This window comes from Nocardia brasiliensis (assembly GCF_011801125.1).
In the GTDB taxonomy this organism is placed as follows: Bacteria; Actinomycetota; Actinomycetes; order Mycobacteriales; family Mycobacteriaceae; genus Nocardia; species Nocardia brasiliensis_C.
The window spans coordinates 3,324,748-3,340,793 of record NZ_CP046171.1; the positions used below are offsets into that span (position 1 = coordinate 3,324,748).

Below are 16,046 nucleotides of genomic sequence, written 5' to 3' on the forward strand. Positions count from 1 at the left end.
AGCAGGCCGAGCACGCCTCGAAGGTACTAGCGCTCGAAGGTACTAGCGGTGGATGGCTGGGCGAGGGTGCCGAAAATCGGCACGGCCCTCGCCCGCACACTGAGGCGCGCGCGGCGCGTTCCGGGTCATAGGCATCCCCTCCGCCGGCAACCCGGCCCTGATCGAAGTCCGATACGCCGTTCTCAGCGCCGAGTCACCGTAACAACCCCCGCCCGCCGCCCGCCATCGATTTTGTCGGTGCGGTAGTTGGCGGTTATCAGGGTGAGGGCGGAAAGGGCGGCTAGGGTGGCGGCGGCGAACATGGTGGGGTAGGGGAGAGCGGTGGTCTCGTGGAGGAAGGCGAGGAGGGCGGGGACGCCGAAGCCGAGGTAGCTGATGGAGTAGAAGACGGCGGTGAGGCCGGCCAGGTCGTCGGGGCGGGCGATGCGCTCGATCTCCTGCAGGCCCGCGACGAGGCCGATGCCGTAGCCGCCGCCGAGGACCACCGCGACCGCGAGCGTGGACCAGAGCGTGAGCGCGCCGGAAGCCCAAGTGGCGGTTGCCATTCCGCAGGTGACGAAGACCAGCGAGACCACGGCGGCGCGGGCGGTGCCCGCCTTGTCGATCCGGCGGGCGACGGACTGGATGGCGAAACCACAACTCAGGGTGATCACGCAGATGAGCGCCGAGAACGCGATCGGGGCGCCCTGGAGGTGCGGGGCCATCAGCGCGGGCATGATCGCGTATGCCGTTCCCGCGGAGGTGAACAACCACAGCGCGATCGGCACGACGACGCGGCGGAACCGGCGGTGCCCTGCGGCGGGCACCTTCAGGTCGTCGATGAGCCGGCCGGGATTCGCCTGCCGGGCCACGGTTTCCGGCACCCGGGCCACCCACACCGCGGTGATCAGGCACAGCACGGCGTTGATCAGGTAGGCGAGTTCGTTCGGCCACGGCGCCCACTGCGCGAGCGCGCCGGCCAGGCCCGCGCCGACGGCGAAGCCCGCGGTCAAGCTCATCGCCGATCGACGCGCCCCGGTGCCCCCGGGTTGCGCGGGCCCGAACGGCGGTTGCGCGAGTTCTTTGAGCCAGCTGCCGCCGACGGCCATCGCGAGACCCAGTGCGACGCCGCACAGTACGCGTCCGGCCGAGAGCAGCGGCACCGACGCGGAGCCGAAGGCCAGCAGCAGCGCACCGGCGGCGCTGATCAACGGGGCCGGGCGCAGCAGCGCGCGGCGCCCGTAGCGGTCCGAGAGCGGGCCGCCGATCAGCAGCGCGGGCACGATGCCCAGCACGTAGTAGAACAGCAACAGGTCCACGGTGGTGGCGGGCAGCCCGTGATTCTTGTACATCACCAGCAGCGGCGTGAATTCGTTGCCGCCCCAGGCGATCGCGAACATCGTCGCGGCGACGCCCCACCACTGTGTCGAGCCGATTCGGGTGGGCGTGGACCGGGCGGCGGTGGTCGGGGTGGCCATCACAGTCCCTTCAGCTCCAATTGGTGCACGCCGGAAAGATGTTCGGCGAGCGCGGTGGTGAATCGGTCGACCTCGCCTGCCTCGATGAGCCCGGCCAGGTGCGCGTGCTGTTCGATGATCCGGTCGATGTCGATCGGCCCGCGGCGCAGCGCGACGCTGTTCATCCGGCGCTGCCGTTCGCGCAGCGAGTCGTAGAAGCTCGCGAGCAGCGGGTTGCCCGCCGCGATCACATAGGAGCGGTGGAAATCGGTGTCCACCAAGGCGAATTGGTCGAGGTCGCCCGCGGCGGCCAGTTCCCGCTGCCGGTCGAGCGAGTCGCGGAACAGCGTCGTGAGCGCGGTGCGGTCGGTCGCGGCGAGGGCGCGCACGGCGGCGGCCTCCACCACGTAGCGGGCATAGGCGACGTGTTCGGCTTCGTCGGGTGGGATCGGCACTACCAGCGCGCCGCGCTTGGGATAGAGCTTCATCCACCCTTCGGTCTCCAGCCGCAGGAACGCCTCCCGCACCGGCGTGCGTGACGTCCCGAGCTCGCCGGCGATCTCGCCCTCGCTGATCAGCTCGCCGCCGGCCAGTGTGCCGGTGAGGATGCGCTCCTTGACCTCGCGATAGGCCTGCTCGGCGGATGAATACGTCTTAGACACAAGTTGTATCCTAGAGCTGAGCGGCGGCTAACCGACTGTGAGGTTTGTTACTGCGCCCGTCCGCGGTCCGACGCACACTGCTCGCACTCGGTCGCCGGGTCGGCAGCCGAATCGCGCGTCGCCTCTCGCCAAAAGGACGGTACGAACTGTGTCCATCGGTCATTCCCGCCGTGTCATGGGGTGCGTCGGCGCCGTGGTCGCCGCGGTGCTCCTGTCGTTCGTGCACGCACCCGCACCGGCGCGCGCTCAACCGCAAGCGGTGCTCGATCACGTCGAACCGAAGTCCGACCGGTGGGCGGAGGTCTTCGTGCGCTCGCCCGCGATGGGCCGGGTGATGCAGCTCGACGTGCTGCATCCGGCGCCGGGCGCCGCGCCGCACCCGACGCTGTATCTGCTCGACGGTGACGGCGCCACCGACCAAGAGGCGCAGAGCACCTGGACGCGCAAGTCCGACATCGTGCGGTTCTTCGCCGACAAGCCGGTGAACGTGGTGATGTCGGTCGGCGGGCCGGGGTCGTTCTACACCGATTGGCTGCGTGACGACCCGAAGCTCGGGCACAACATGTGGGAGACGTTCCTGACGAAGGAACTCCCGCCGGTGCTCGACAAGCTGTTGGGCGGCAACGGCATGAACGCGATCGCGGGTGAGTCGATGGGCGCGCAGGCCGCGGCGACGCTGACCTTCCGGCACCCGGAGCTGTATCGGGCGATGGCCGCCTACAGCGGCTGCTTGATCTCCGACAAGCTCGATCAGGCGACGGTGCGCTCGGCGGTGTCGATCAAGGGCGGCGACCCGGACAACATGTGGGGCCCGCGCACCGACCCCGAATGGGCCGCGCACGACCCGAGCAGGCACATCGACGAACTCCGCGGCAAGCAAATCTACATCTCCACCGCCAGTGGTGTGCCGGGGCAGGCCGACTTCACCTACGACCCGACCGCCGACTACCCCGAGGACACCTTCAACTCGATCGTGCTCGAGACGCTCGCGCATGACTGCACCACCGAGTTCGACGCGGACCTGCGGGCGCACGGTGTCGCGGCGACCGTGCGTTACACCGATTTCGGGACGCACTCCTGGCCCTACTGGCAGGCGGCGCTGCACGACTCGTGGCCGATCTTGGCCAAGGGGCTCGGCCTCTGAGCGAGCGAGTGCCGAAGATCATGCGGATGAGCCGCGCACGAGCGAGTTCAGTTTGACGATTAGTCGGCCTCTATTGCTAATTCTAGAATTATCTTCATAGATCTAGACCTGATCTTGCATGATCTTCATAATTTCACCTGTAACGGTCCACTTCATGCGGATCGACTATCGACCGTCATCGACATTCAGGAGCGCAGGTGAAGATCGGGGTACCCCGCGAGGTCAAGAACCACGAGTATCGGGTGGCGATCACCCCGGCCGGTGTGCACGAACTCGTCTCCCGCGGGCACGAGGTGTACATCGAGACCGGCGCCGGTCGTGGGTCCGCGTTCGAGGACGAGGCCTACACCGTGGCGGGCGCGCGCATCCTCGACACCGCCGACGAGGTCTGGGGCACAGCGGAATTGGTGCTCAAGGTCAAGGAGCCGGTGGCCGAGGAGTACGGGCGGCTGCGCGCGGGGCAGGTGCTGTTCACCTACCTGCACCTGGCTGCCTCCAAGGAGTGCACCGACGCCCTGCTGAACTCGGGCATCACCTCGATCGCGTACGAGACCGTCACCGCCAAGGACGGCTCGCTGCCGCTGCTCGCCCCGATGAGCGAGGTCGCGGGCCGGTTGGCGCCGCAGGCGGGCGCCTACCACCTGATGCGCAACGGCGGCGGCCGCGGCGTGCTGATGGGCGGCGTGCCGGGCACCCCGCCCGCCAATGTGGTCGTGATCGGCGCGGGCGTCTCGGGCGGCAACGCGATCAACATCGCGCACGGCATGCGGGCCGATGTGACCGTGCTCGACCTGAACATCGCCCGGCTGCGCGAGATCGACGCGCAGTACAAGGGGCAGGTGCGCACCATCATGTCCAACCGCCTCGAGATCGAAAAGGCCGTGCGCGAGGCCGATCTGGTGATCGGCGCGGTGCTGGTGCCGGGCGCGAAGGCGCCGACGCTGGTCTCCAACGACCTTGTCGCGCAGATGAAGCCGGGCTCGGTGCTGGTCGACATCGCGATCGACCAGGGCGGCTGCTTCGCCGATTCGCGCCCGACCACGCACGCCGAGCCCACCTACCGGGTGCACGAGTCGGTGTTCTACTGCGTGGCGAACATGCCCGGCGCGGTGCCCTACACCTCGACCGTCGCGCTCACCAATGCCACGCTGCCGTACGTGGTTTCGCTGGCCGAGCGGGGCTGGCGCGACGCGGTCGCGGCCGACCGCGGCCTGGCCGATGGCCTGAGCACCCATGCGGGCCAGTTGCTTTCGGAGTCGGTGGCGGCCGCGCACGGCTACGTCGCGGAAAGCCTGGTGGCCTGAGTCAGGGCCGCTGCGCGCGGGGCGGCCGGCCGGTGGGGCCGGCCGCCCTTGTCATCCCTGGGTGTTCGTGCGCGGGCGCATGTGCTCGAAGATGAGGATGGTCTCGGTCGAGGCGACGGCCGGATGCTCGCTCAGGTTGTTGAGCACGAACCGGCGCAGCTCGTCGGTGTGCGAGGTGGCGACGTGGATGAGGTAGTCGTCGGCGCCCGCGATGAAGTACACGTTGAGCACCTCCTCGAACTCCGACATCTGCTCGCCGAACTCGGCGAGTTGCTGGCGTGCGCTGGCGCGCAGGCGCACCGCGATCATGGCCTGCAGGCTGCGCCCGAGCGCGGCCGGATCGATGTCGGCGTGAAATCCGCGAATCACGCCGCGTTCCACCAGCGCTCGTACCCGGCCCAGGCAGGTGGACGGCGCGATACCCGCGGCCGCGGCGAGCGCGTTGTTCGTCATGCGCCCGTCGCGGGCGAGGTTGTCCAGCAGAATCCGGTCGATGTCATCGATCGGGACACCGGCAGGCGGATGGACGAGCTGAGCCGCAGCGCCCCCGCCGACGGGTGATTCACTCTTACGCATGCTCCGACGGTACCGAATTTCCTTCGCGGGGCTATCGGTTGTTTGAATTATCTTCGTGACCTCGGTGAACCTCAGGCCTGCGGCCGTGGCTGCGGCCTGGCCTGCTCCAACTGCGCGGCCACCGACAGAATCGTCGTCTCGCCGTTGCGCGGGCCGACCAGCTGCACCGCGAGCGGCATCCCGTCGGTGGCGACGCCTGCGGGCAGTGAGGCCGCAGGATGGCCGGTCACATTCCAGAGCGCGGTGTACGCGATCATCGGGATGGAGGCGATCTGCGCGCCGATCGTATTCGCGCCGTCGAGCACGCCGATGCGCGGCGGACGGCTCGCGAGCGTGGGGGTGAGCAGCAGGTCGCACTCGGCGAAGACCTGATCGGCCTTGCGCGCCAAGGCTTCTCCCTCGCGGATCGCCCAGTCGAGGATCGGCCCGCGAGCCCACGTGCCCATCCGCACCGTCTGGCGGGTGCGGCGTTCCAGGAACTCCGGCTGCTCGACCTCGGCGGCCTCGGCGCGGACGCCGCCGAAGAACTGCGGATAGAACGCGTGCGTGGACTCGTGGTAGCCGGGGTCCACCTCGAAGACCGAATGCCCCAGCTCGGCAAGCAGTTTCGCGGTGTCGCGGACCGCGCGCACGTGCTCGGGGGCCGGTTTGGCCAGCGGTGTGGTCGATTTCGTGCTGTAGCCGATGCGCAGCGGCCCGGTGCTCCGGCGGGCCGCCTGCTCGAAGGTCAGCTCGGGTTCGGGCGCGCTGAACCGGGCGCCGGGCAGGTTGCCGCGGATCACGTCGTAGACGATCGCGGCGTCGAGCACGCCGCGGGCCAGCGGGCCGATCACACCGAGGGTCAGCCAGAGGTGCTCGCTCGGCGCGACCGGCACCCGGCCGCGCTGGGACTTGAGCCCGAACAGGCCGCAGCAGGCCGAGGGGATCCGGATCGAGCCGCCGCCGTCGCTGCCCATCGCGACCGGCACCAGGCCCGCCGCGACGGCCGCGGCGGAACCGCCGCTGGAACCGCCGGTGGTGCGGGTGCGATCCCATGGATTGCGGGTCACGCCGAAGGTGCTCGACTCGGTGAACGGCCACTGCCCGAACTCCGGCATCGTGGTCTTGCCGACGATGATCGCCCCGGCCGCGCGCAACCGGCGGATCGCCTCGGCGTCGGCCTTGGCCGGGGTGACATTGGCCCTGGTGCCGAAGCTGGTCACGTAACCGGCGACGTCGATCTCGTCCTTGACCGCGATCGGGATGCCGTGCAGCGGGCCGACCGGACCGGCGGCCCGTTCCTTGTCCCGCTCGGCCGCTTCGGCGCGGGCCTGCTCGTGGAAGACGCGGGTGAAGGCGTTGAGGTCGGTGGCGGCATCAATGCCGTCGAGGGTGGCCGCGACGAGTTCCCGGCTCGACAGCGCCCCCTGCTCGAGCAGTTCGCGTTGCTCGACCAGGCCGGCGGCGACGACGTCCTGGAGATCCATCTGCTTTGCGCTCCTCTCGGATCACACCGCGGCGTGACCAGTGCGGTCCAGCCGTCGTGCCGAAGACACGACAGTAGATAGTCGAACGACCATTTCGCAATCAATACGGTTCCGGATCGTGGGGAGTTCAGTATTTCGGCGAAACTGGCGGGTGCCGTCCATTCGCGTTCGGCGCCGGGGCCGGGCGTGTCGTGGCAGGTGCTCGGGTCGGCGGTGCGGTCGTCGCGCGGGCGTCCGCGCGAACGGGCGGGTCAGAGTGGATTCGGTTGGCCGAGTGGGGTTTCCAGAAACGCGCCGCCGAGGTACTCCGGCGCGGTGTCCGGGGCGAGCTGGGCGGCGAATCGCTCGGCGTCGTCCAGGCTCCGATAGCCGAGCCGCTCGGCCTCGGTCAGCGAGACGATGGCGCGGGTGTTCTTCGAGACTCCCCAGATCACTTGGAAACCGGGGCTTTCCGCCGTGAGGCAGGCCTCGAACAGGCGAGCGCCGTCGTCGGGGGACAGCCACGTCGACAGGCCGCGCACATCATGCGGCCGTTCGAAACACGAGCCGATCCGCACGCAGATCACGTCCATGCCGAACCGCGAGTGATAAAGGCTGCCCAGCGCCTCGATCGCCGCCTTGCTGAATCCGTAATAGGTGTCCGGCCGTGCGGTCGCCTCGCCCGCGATGCCGCCGGGCCCGGCCTCGCCGACCCGCCGATAGCCGACGACGTGATTGCTGGACGCCAGCACGACGCGGCGGACGCCCGCCGCCCGCGCGGCCTCCAGAACGGTATGCGTCCCATCGACATTCACCGCGAGCACGCGCTCCCAGCTGTCCTCGCGGCTGATACCGCCGAGATGGATGATCGCGTCCACGTCGTGGCAGGCGGCCGCCATGGTGTCGGGGTCGGTGAGCGAGCCGACGACGAGTTCCACCCGCTCGGTCGGCGCCGGTGCGGGCAACTCGGCGAGGTCGAGCAGCCGCAGAGTGCGGCCGGGGCGGGCCAGGCGCGGTCGCATCAGGGTGCCGATGCCGCCGCCCGCGCCGGTGATCAGGATTCGGTCGCGGCTCATTCGGCATCGGCTCCGTTCGTAGGCGGTTCGGCGCGGCGTCCCGGACGCCGCGCTAGCTCCGGCGCAGCGGCACGGCTTGCCGGAGGTGGGTCAGCTTCTGCGGGTTGCGGACGATGTAGATGTGGGTGATCCGGCCGTCTGCGACGGACAGGCTGACCGTCGCCTCGAGCCCGCCGTCGATGTCGACCCGCAGCGCCGCGGCCCCGTTGACCGACACCGACCAGATGTGCGCGCCCGGCACGAACGCGGGGAACTGGGCGAAGACGCGCGCGGTCCGCCGCGCGCCGCGCAGCGGGTGCGGGAAGGCCTGCACGATGCCGCCGCCGTCGGCGACCAGCAGCACGTCGGGGGCGAGCACGTCGAGCAGGGCCCGCACGTCGCCGGTTTGGATCGCGGTGCGAAAACGCGCCACCGCGATCTGCTGCTCGGTGCGCGAGACCGGTACCCGGGGCCGTCGGGCGGCCACGTGCACGCGCGCCCTGCGGGCGATCTGGCGGACCGCCGCGGGCGACTTCTCCAGCACGTCCGCGATCTCCTCATACGGCGCGTCGAAGACCTCGCGCAGCACGAACACCGCGCGCTCGGTCGGGCCGAGCGTTTCCAGCACGGTCAGCATCGCCATCGACACGTGCTCGGCGAGTTCGACGTCCTCGGCCACGTCGGGGGTGGTGAGCAGCGGTTCGGGCAGCCATTCGCCGACGTAGTCCTCCCGTCGCCGCGCGAGCGTGCGCAGCCGGTTGAGCGCCTGTCTGGTCGCGGTGCGGACCAGATAGGCGCGCGGGTCGGATACCGCGGATCGGTCGACGTTCGCCCAGCGCAGCCACGTCTCCTGCACGACATCGTCGGCGTCGGCGGCGGAACCGAGCATCTGGTAGGCCACGGTGAACAGCAGGCCGCGATGGCGGACGAACGGATCGTCGTGGAGCCCGCCGGATCCGGCGGACTCCGTCGTCGGCGCGCTCATACCTCGGACGCTACCGGGCGGCTCGGCCGCGCGAGCGGGCGCAGCTCACAGGCGGCGGCGAAGCCCTGCGCCTCGATGCCGAGCGCGGCATTGGTGCGAGTGGCCATGTTGGCGAAGCCGATCCAGTTCGTCAGCTCGACCAGCGCGGCGGGGCCCAGTGCGGCGAGCAGGGCCGCCGACAACTCGTCGGTGACGGCGGGCGGGGTCTGGCTCATCGCCTCCGCGTACTCCAGCACCTGCCGCTCGAGCGGGGTGAACACGTCGGACTCGCGCCACCGCGGCACCTCACGCGCCTTCACCTCGTCGAGGCCGCCGTTGTGGGCGTGGAAGTAGCCGTAGTCGAGGCACCAGGTGCAGCCGACCAGCGAGGCCACCGCCATGTGCGCGAACGACTTCAGGTTCGCGTCGGCCCGGCGCCACTTGGCCGCCTTGCGGCCGAGCGTGCTGGTGTCCAGCACGACCGCCGGTTGATGCCACATCACCTCGAGCGGTTCCGGTACCGCACCGAACATCTTCTGGGTGATCCGCTTCGCGAGCCTGCCGCGGAATCCGGTGAGTGCTGCCTTGGGGATACGGGGTGTGCCAGCCATGGTGTGCCTCCTTGTCGATCGCTACGACATGAAGACACCGGCGGCGCGCGGCGTGTGACATCCGCGGCGGAATTCGGCTGTGCTCGGCGCAGTTCGGTGGCGGGTGCCGGTGGCATGGCGAACGTGCCGATACCGAGATCGTCGTGCTGACAGGCTCAGATGGAGGTTGCGCGGGCGGGGGCGGGCGACGGCGATCCTCGCACTCACTCGCTGGTTTCGGTAGCCGGTGCGGTGGCGGTTCGCGAATCAGGTTGGGCAGGCTCGGCTTCCGCTGCGACCGCGGTGGGTTCCGCTGTGGCCGTGGTGGGTTCCGTGGTGGTGGGTTCGGCTTCCGGTGCGGCGTCGGATGTCGCGGTGTGCTGGGGCGCCGGTCGCGCGTCCGCCGCGTCGAGCGCGCGCAGTTCCTCGCGCAGGGAGCTGATCTCGGCGGCGAGCTCGTCGCGCAGCGCTTGGCGTTCCTGCAGGCTGGCGAGCAGACTGTCGATGGTGTCGTTCATGGCGGCGAGCTTGGTGTCCGCGCCGCTGAGCCGCCATTCGATGACCGCGCGGCGGTCGACGTCGTCGCTGGCGGTGCGGACCCAGCTGACCACGTAGTCGAGCCAGTCGGGCTGCTTGGGCATCTCCTCCTCGCCCTCCCAGCCGCGGCGCACCGACACCTTCGGCGAGAGCACCCGGTCGCCCACCTGGCCGGTGGCCGGTGCGTTCATCTGCACGAGGTTGAGCTTGCCCGCGCTGGTGACCACGGCGGTGAGCCGATAGCGCCCGGCGAGATGCATCTTCAGCTCGGCCGCGCCCTTGCCGTCGGCGTCGAGCGCGCCGAGCCACGGGCCCTGCGCGGCGGTGATGATCGATTCGAGGACGCCGAGCTGTCCGGCCGCCCGGCGCACCCGGTTCGCGCGCTCGTGCAATTCGTCGGGCGAGGCTGTCATTTGGTCCCAGTGCATCCGCACCTCCGCTTTCTCGTCGATCGACTTCAGCAACGGCAGTTCTGACGAACGTACCGTCGTCGTCGGCTCGACCGTGACTCGCGCGCGGGGGAAGACAAGATTGGGTGGGTGGCCGCAAGGCACACCCACCCAATCGATCCGAGGAGCCGGCGTCGGTGCCCCTCGAAGCTACGTGCCCAGCTGCACCGCGTCGGCCGAGCCGCTGCGCTCCAGCTTGGAATGGGTGCGCGAGTAGAAGAAGTACACGGCTAGACCGACTACCAGCCAGATCGCGAACCGCGCCCAGGTCTGCCACGGCAGCGACCAGATCAGGTAGAGCGAGAAGCCGATCCCGATCAGCGGCACCACCGGCATGAACGGCAGCCGGAACTGGCGCGGCTCGTCGGGCCTGGTGCGGCGCAACACGATGACGGCGACCGAGACCACGATGAAGGCCATCAGGATGCCGATGTTGGTGAGCTCGGCGACGACGGTGATGTCGAGCAGACCGGCCATCACGGCGGCGCCGATGCCGACGATCCAGGTGACCCTGGTCGGCACCTTGCGCACCGGGTGGGTCTTGGCGAACCACTCGGGCAGCAGCCCGTCGCGGCTCATCGCGTACCAGACCCGGGTCACGCCGAGCATGAAGGTGAGCACCACGGTGACAATGCCGACGATCGCGCCGATCGCGATGATGTTCGCGATACCGGGCTGGCCGACCGCCTCGAACGCGGTGGAGAAGCCACTGGTCGGGCTGATCTCGGTGTATTTCTGCATGCCGGTGAGCACCAGCGTGGCCAGCACGTAGAGCACCATCGCGATGACGAGCGAGTAGAGGATCGCCTTGGGCAGATGCTTCTTGCCGTCGGTGGACTCCTCGGCGGCGGTGCTCATCGCGTCGTAACCGAACACCGCGAAGAACACCGTGGCCGCGCCGGTCCACACCGCGCCGGTGCCGAACGGGAAGTACGGGGTGTAGTTGGAGCTGTCGATGTGGAACACGCCGAGCACGATGATCAGCAGGACCAGTGCGACCTTGATGCCGACCGCGACGGTCTCGAACCGGCCGACGCTGCGGATACCGCGCGAGAGCAGCCACGCCGTGCCGAGACAGAACAGCATCGCGAACACGTCGACGACGTGTCCGTCGCCGGTGCCGTAGGCGCCCATCATCCAATCGGGCAGGCCCACGTCGACCTGCTCGAGCAGGAAGCGGAAGTAGCCGGAGACGCCGATCGCGACGACCGCCGCGACCGCGATGTACTCCAGCAGCAGGTCCCAGCCGATGAACCAGCCCGCGATCTCGCCGAGCGAGACGTAGCCGTAGGTGTAGGCCGAACCGGCCTTGGGCACCATGCCGGCGAACTCCGCGTAGCAGAGCGCGGCGGCGGCACTGGCCACGCCGGCGATCAGGAACGAGATCAGCACCGAGGGGCCGGTGACGGAGTGCGCGACCGCGCCCGCGAGGGTGAAGATGCCAGCGCCGATGATGCCACCGACGCCGATGGCGGTGAGCTGCCAGAGACCGAGCGAACGCGCCAGCTGTTCGTCGGCAGGCGCCCCCTCGTCGGCTATCTGCCCCATGGGTTTGCGGCGCAGCATCTGGCTACGCAACTCCGCGATGGACATGTGGTTCCTTTCGTCCTCCGCGTCACGCGACGATGCGTAACGCAGATCACACTTCGAGCTGTGGCTACTAAATACGACCACAGCGCCGCTGTGATCGGCGAGTTGGCCAAATATTGTTCAGCTGCTTTATTCGGCGGGCCAAGCCCGCGCCGCGAAGGGCACCCGCGCATCGATCGGTGCGGCCCCGGCAGGCCGCACCGATCGATGCGCTATCTCAGCGCGCGCTGCCCGGCTTCAACGAGCGCAGGAAGAACGCGACGTTGGCCGGACGTTCGGCCAGCCTGCGCATGAAATACCCGTACCACTGGTCGCCGTAGGGGACGTAGACCCGCAGGTGGTTGCCCTCGTCGACGAGCCTGCGCTGCTCGGCGTCGCGGATACCGTAGAGCATCTGGAACTCGAACTCGTCGGCCTTGCGGTGCGTGGTCTCGACACAGTCCAGCGCGGCGGTGATGAGCGCGGGATCGTGGGTGGCGACCATCGGGTAGCCGTCGCCGACCATCAACACCCGCAGGCAGCGCAGGTACGAATCGTCGACCGCGGCGCGATCCTGGTACGCCACCGACGCGGGTTCTTTGTACGCGCCCTTGCACAACCGGATGCGCGAGCCCTCGCCCGACAGTTCCCGGCAGTCGCCCTCGGTGCGGCGCAGGTACGCCTGCAGCACCGTGCCGACGGTCGGGAAATCGGCGCGCAGGTCGCGCACGATGCTCAGGGTGGAATCGGTGGTGGTGTGGTCCTCGGCGTCGACGTTCACCCACACGCCCGCCGCCTCGGCCGCCGCGCAGATCCGGCGCGCGTGGTCGAGGGCGATCGCGTGCCCGTCCGCGGCCAGTGACTGACCGAGCGCGGAGAGCTTGAGCGATACCTCCAGCGGTCGCACCGTCGCCGACTCCGCCGTGAGCTCGAGGCGGGCCAGCTCCGAGAGCATGTGCAGGTAGTGCGTGACGGTCGTGCGGGCCTGCTCGATATCGGTGGTGTCCTCGCCGAGATAGTCGATGGTGACGTAGCGCCCGGACGCCAGCAGCGTCCGCACCGCGACCATCGCCTGATCGGCGGAATCACCCGCGACGAACCGATCGACAAGCTTCTTGGTCGTCGACATCCGGGTGATCGTGCGCTCCATGCGCGGCGAACGCGACGCGGCCAGCATGGCCGGACGCAACAGGGTCGAAAAGGCCATCACGCCTCCTGTGTTCTGCGGGACCGACGGCTCATCACACGTCCTGATGCGGATAGCGGTGGTCGGTCGCCGGGACGAACGTTTCCTTGATCGTGCGAGCAGAGGTCCAGCGCAGCAGGTTCTGTGGCGAGCCTGCCTTGTCGTTGGTGCCGGAGGCGCGCGACCCGCCGAAGGGCTGCTGGCCGACCACCGCGCCGGTGGGCTTGTCGTTGATGTAGAAGTTGCCCGCGGCGAAGCGCAGCCCCTCGGTCGCCTTGGCGACGGCGATCCGGTCGTCGGCGATGATCGCGCCGGTCAGCGCGTAGGGGGAACCCTGGTCGACCAGGTCGAGGATGCGCTCGAACGAACCGCTCGCGGAGTCGTCGTAGACGTGCACCGACAGGATCGGGCCGAAGTACTCGGTGCTGAAGGCCTCGTCGCCCGGATCCTCACCGAGCAGCACGGTCGGATCGACGAAGTAGCCGACCGAGTCGTCGGCGTGCCCGCCCGCCGCGATCGACAGGCTCGGCGTCGCCTTCGCCCTGGCGATCGCCTCGGCGTTCTTGTCGAAGGCGCGCTTGTCGATCAGCGCGCCGCCGAAGTGGCTGAAATCGGTGACATCGCCGTAGGACAGCGTCGCCACCTTGTCGAGGAAGTCGCGACCCATCTTGGCCCACACCGACTTCGGGATGAACGCGCGCGAGGCGGCCGAGCACTTCTGGCCCTGGTAGTCGAAGGCGCCGCGGATCAGCGCGGTGGTGAGCACGTCGGGGTCGGCGGAGCTGTGCGCGAGCACGAAGTCCTTGCCGCCGGTCTCGCCGACCAGCCGCGGGTAGGAGTTGTACTCGGAGATGTTGGTCGCGACCGAGCGCCACAGGTGCTGGAAGGTGGCGGTGGACCCGGTGAAGTGGATGCCCGCCAGGCGCCGATCCTGCAGCACCACATCGGAGACCTTGGGTCCGGCGCCGTGCACCATGTTGATCACACCGGGCGGCAGGCCCGCGGCCTCGAGCAGCTTCATCGTCCAGTACGCCGCGACCGACTGGGTCATCGCGGGCTTCCAGACCACGGTGTTGCCCATCAGCGCGGGCGCGGTCGGCAGGTTGCCCGCGATCGCGGAGAAGTTGAACGGGGTGATCGCGTAGACGAAGCCGTCGAGCGGACGGTATTCGACCTTGTTCCACACGCCGGGGGTGGAGATCGGCTGATCGGCGAGGATCTGCCGGGCGAAGTGCACGTTGAAGCGCCAGAAGTCGACCAGCTCGCACGGGGTGTCGATCTCGGCCTGGTACGCGGTCTTGGACTGGCCGAGCATCGTTGCGGCGGCGATGGTTTCGCGCCACGGGCCGGCCAGCAGGTCGGCGGCGCGCAGGAAGACCGCGGCCCGATCCTCGAACGAGAGCGCGCGCCAGGCGGGTGCGGCGGCGGTGGCCGCGGTGACCGCGTCGTCGACGTCGCTGGGGGCGGCGGTGGTCAGGGTGCCGAGCACGGCGGCGTGCCGGTGCGGCTGCACGACCTCGATCGTCTTGCCCGAACTGCGCCGGTGCTCGCCGCCGATCACGTGGTGCACGTCGGTCGGCTCGGCACCCAGTTCGGCCAGTTTCGCCTGCAACCGTGTACGTTCCGCACTACCGGGGGCGAACGTGCCGACCGGCTCGTTCGCCGGCCGCGGCGTGGACACGATGGCGTCCATGATTCCTCCTGCTGGACGTGGCGATGCGGCGTCGCGGTTCCGCGGCGCGCAAACGCTGTTGAAACTGCGGTGAGCCGAAGTCAACACCGGAAAAGTGCGCGGGAAATGGGCTAAAAGGACAAAGATGGGATGAGTGAGTTGTCGAGTTGGCCGAAGGGCGTAGACGTGGCTATTGATAGTGGGCTTGTCGCCGCGGACATCGACCTGTTCGGTCTGGCGCAGATCGTCGCGCAGAACGCGGGCGGCATGGTGTCGATCGAGGATCCGCAGTCGCATGTGCTGGCCTACTCCGCCTCAGCGGAGGACGCCGACCAGTTGCGGGTGATGTCGATCCTCGGCAGGGAGGGGCCGCGCGAATATCTGGCGGTGCTGCGCAAGTGGGGCGTGTTCGATCGGTTACGGCGCACCGACGAGGTGATCGACGTGCCCGCGCACGAGGAATTGAACATCAAACGCAGGCTGGTGGTGAGCATCCGGCATCCCGCGGACGGGGCGGTGCGCGCGCCGCGGGTGCTCGGTGCGATCTGGTTGCAGCAGGGAGAGCGCCCGTTCAAGCCGGACGCGGCGGAGATCCTGCGCGGCGCCTCGGCCATCGCGGCGCGGCTCATCTCGCGTAGTCTCGACGCACCATCGACCGAGGCGCTGCTGGTGCGACGGTTGTTCGGCGATGGCGGCGGCCCTGTCGATGTGGCGACCGTGGCGAGCGCGCTCAACCTGCCGGTCACCGGGCCCGCCGCGGTGGTGGGCTTCGCGCTCACCGCCACCGAAACCGCGCCCGCCACCGAGCCTTCCGCGCTGGGCGCCATGCTCCGCCTGCGCGCCAGCTCGTTCCGCAACGACTCGGTGACCGCCACCCTCGGCGAGCGCGTCTACGTGCTGCTGCCGAGCTATCGCGCCGCGCACGCGGTGACCGCGTGGACCCGGCAACTGGTCGAGCAGCTCGAAGCCAAACGCGCGCTGGCCCTTCGGGCCGCCATCGCGTGCCCGATCGACGATCTGAGCGGGGTCGCCACGGCGCGGCGCGAGGTAGATCGCGTGCTGGACAGTACCGTCGCGACCTATCCGAAGGGTCGGGTCACCACGCTCTCGGAATCGCGGACGGCGGTGCTGCTCGGGGAGATCCTCGACCTCGTCGGTAGCCGCCCCGAACTGCACGATCCGCGGCTGCGCGCGCTGTCGGACTACGACCTCAAACATTCGGCGAGCCTGCGCGAAAGCGTGGACATCTACTTGCGCGAACACGGTGACGTGCGTGCCGCCGCCGCCGTGCTGCAGGTGCACCCGAACACGTTGCGCTACCGCATTCGCCGCGTCGAGGAGATCCTGCGCATCGATCTCACCGATCCCGCCGACCGGCTGCTGCTGGAACTGCAGCTGGCGTTGCACCGGCGGGCACACGGGCGCGATCGCGGGTCGCGATCGCGCTGATCGTGCTC

General features: G+C 69.3%; 14 protein-coding genes. 3 read left to right on the forward strand and 11 right to left on the reverse strand.

The features are described 5' to 3' along the window. Positions 1-182: 182 nt before the first annotated feature. The gene (locus F5X71_RS15140; protein ID WP_167462535.1) at positions 183-1,457 is read right to left on the reverse strand and encodes an MFS transporter; all 1,275 of its coding nucleotides are present in this window, start codon (positions 1,455-1,457) and stop codon (positions 183-185) included. Beyond that, positions 1,457-2,098 (reverse strand): GntR family transcriptional regulator, encoded by a 642-nt coding sequence (locus F5X71_RS15145; RefSeq protein WP_167462536.1) that lies wholly within the window; start codon positions 2,096-2,098, stop codon positions 1,457-1,459. Before F5X71_RS15145 ends, F5X71_RS15140 begins: the two co-directional genes overlap by 1 nt. Before the next feature lie 175 nt (positions 2,099-2,273). Between F5X71_RS15145 and F5X71_RS15150 the strand changes: the two genes are divergently transcribed. Both F5X71_RS15150 and ald read left to right on the forward strand, forming a co-directional pair. Continuing rightward, entirely contained in the window at positions 2,274-3,242 is a 969-nt protein-coding gene (locus F5X71_RS15150; RefSeq protein WP_167466485.1) for an alpha/beta hydrolase, read from the forward strand. 197 nt (positions 3,243-3,439) lie between these two features. Next, positions 3,440-4,546, forward strand: a complete 1,107-nt coding sequence (gene ald, locus F5X71_RS15155) for an alanine dehydrogenase (RefSeq protein ID WP_167462537.1) — start codon at positions 3,440-3,442, stop codon at positions 4,544-4,546. Positions 4,547-4,597: 51 nt separating this feature from the next. Here the strand turns inward: ald and F5X71_RS15160 are convergent, their stop codons facing one another. The 9 genes from F5X71_RS15160 to pruA form a co-directional block, all read right to left on the reverse strand. Next, positions 4,598-5,122 (reverse strand): Lrp/AsnC family transcriptional regulator, encoded by a 525-nt coding sequence (locus tag F5X71_RS15160; RefSeq protein WP_167462538.1) that lies wholly within the window; start codon positions 5,120-5,122, stop codon positions 4,598-4,600. 71 nt (positions 5,123-5,193) lie between these two features. After that, positions 5,194-6,588 carry an amidase gene (locus F5X71_RS15165; protein WP_167462539.1) on the reverse strand — a complete coding sequence of 465 codons (1,395 nt, stop codon included), beginning with the start codon at positions 6,586-6,588 and terminating at the stop codon, positions 5,194-5,196. A 251-nt stretch (positions 6,589-6,839) separates the two neighbouring features. Next, positions 6,840-7,643 (reverse strand): NAD-dependent epimerase/dehydratase family protein, encoded by an 804-nt coding sequence (locus F5X71_RS15170; protein ID WP_167462540.1) that lies wholly within the window; start codon positions 7,641-7,643, stop codon positions 6,840-6,842. Between the two features lie 52 nt (positions 7,644-7,695). Further along, positions 7,696-8,607 carry an RNA polymerase sigma-70 factor gene (locus F5X71_RS15175; RefSeq protein ID WP_167462541.1) on the reverse strand — a complete coding sequence of 304 codons (912 nt, stop codon included), beginning with the start codon at positions 8,605-8,607 and terminating at the stop codon, positions 7,696-7,698. Beyond that, on the reverse strand, positions 8,604-9,197 hold the full coding sequence (locus F5X71_RS15180; protein ID WP_167462542.1) for a carboxymuconolactone decarboxylase family protein: 594 nt from the start codon (positions 9,195-9,197) through the stop codon (positions 8,604-8,606). Before F5X71_RS15180 ends, F5X71_RS15175 begins: the two co-directional genes overlap by 4 nt. A 203-nt stretch (positions 9,198-9,400) precedes the next feature. Then, positions 9,401-10,126, reverse strand: coding sequence for a hypothetical protein (locus F5X71_RS15185; RefSeq protein WP_167462543.1), 726 nt, complete (start codon positions 10,124-10,126; stop codon positions 9,401-9,403). Positions 10,127-10,312: 186 nt separating this feature from the next. Next, positions 10,313-11,755 carry an amino acid permease gene (locus F5X71_RS15190; RefSeq protein WP_167462544.1) on the reverse strand — a complete coding sequence of 481 codons (1,443 nt, stop codon included), beginning with the start codon at positions 11,753-11,755 and terminating at the stop codon, positions 10,313-10,315. A 214-nt stretch (positions 11,756-11,969) separates the two neighbouring features. Beyond that, on the reverse strand, positions 11,970-12,938 hold the full coding sequence (locus tag F5X71_RS15195) for a proline dehydrogenase family protein (protein WP_167462545.1): 969 nt from the start codon (positions 12,936-12,938) through the stop codon (positions 11,970-11,972). Between the two features lie 34 nt (positions 12,939-12,972). After that, on the reverse strand, positions 12,973-14,610 hold the full coding sequence (gene pruA / locus F5X71_RS15200) for an L-glutamate gamma-semialdehyde dehydrogenase (protein ID WP_167462546.1): 1,638 nt from the start codon (positions 14,608-14,610) through the stop codon (positions 12,973-12,975). A 165-nt stretch (positions 14,611-14,775) separates the two neighbouring features. Here pruA and F5X71_RS15205 point away from each other — a divergent pair, with 165 nt between their 5' ends. Next, positions 14,776-16,038 (forward strand): PucR family transcriptional regulator, encoded by a 1,263-nt coding sequence (locus F5X71_RS15205; protein WP_167462547.1) that lies wholly within the window; start codon positions 14,776-14,778, stop codon positions 16,036-16,038. The last annotated feature ends 8 nt before the right edge of the window (positions 16,039-16,046 follow it).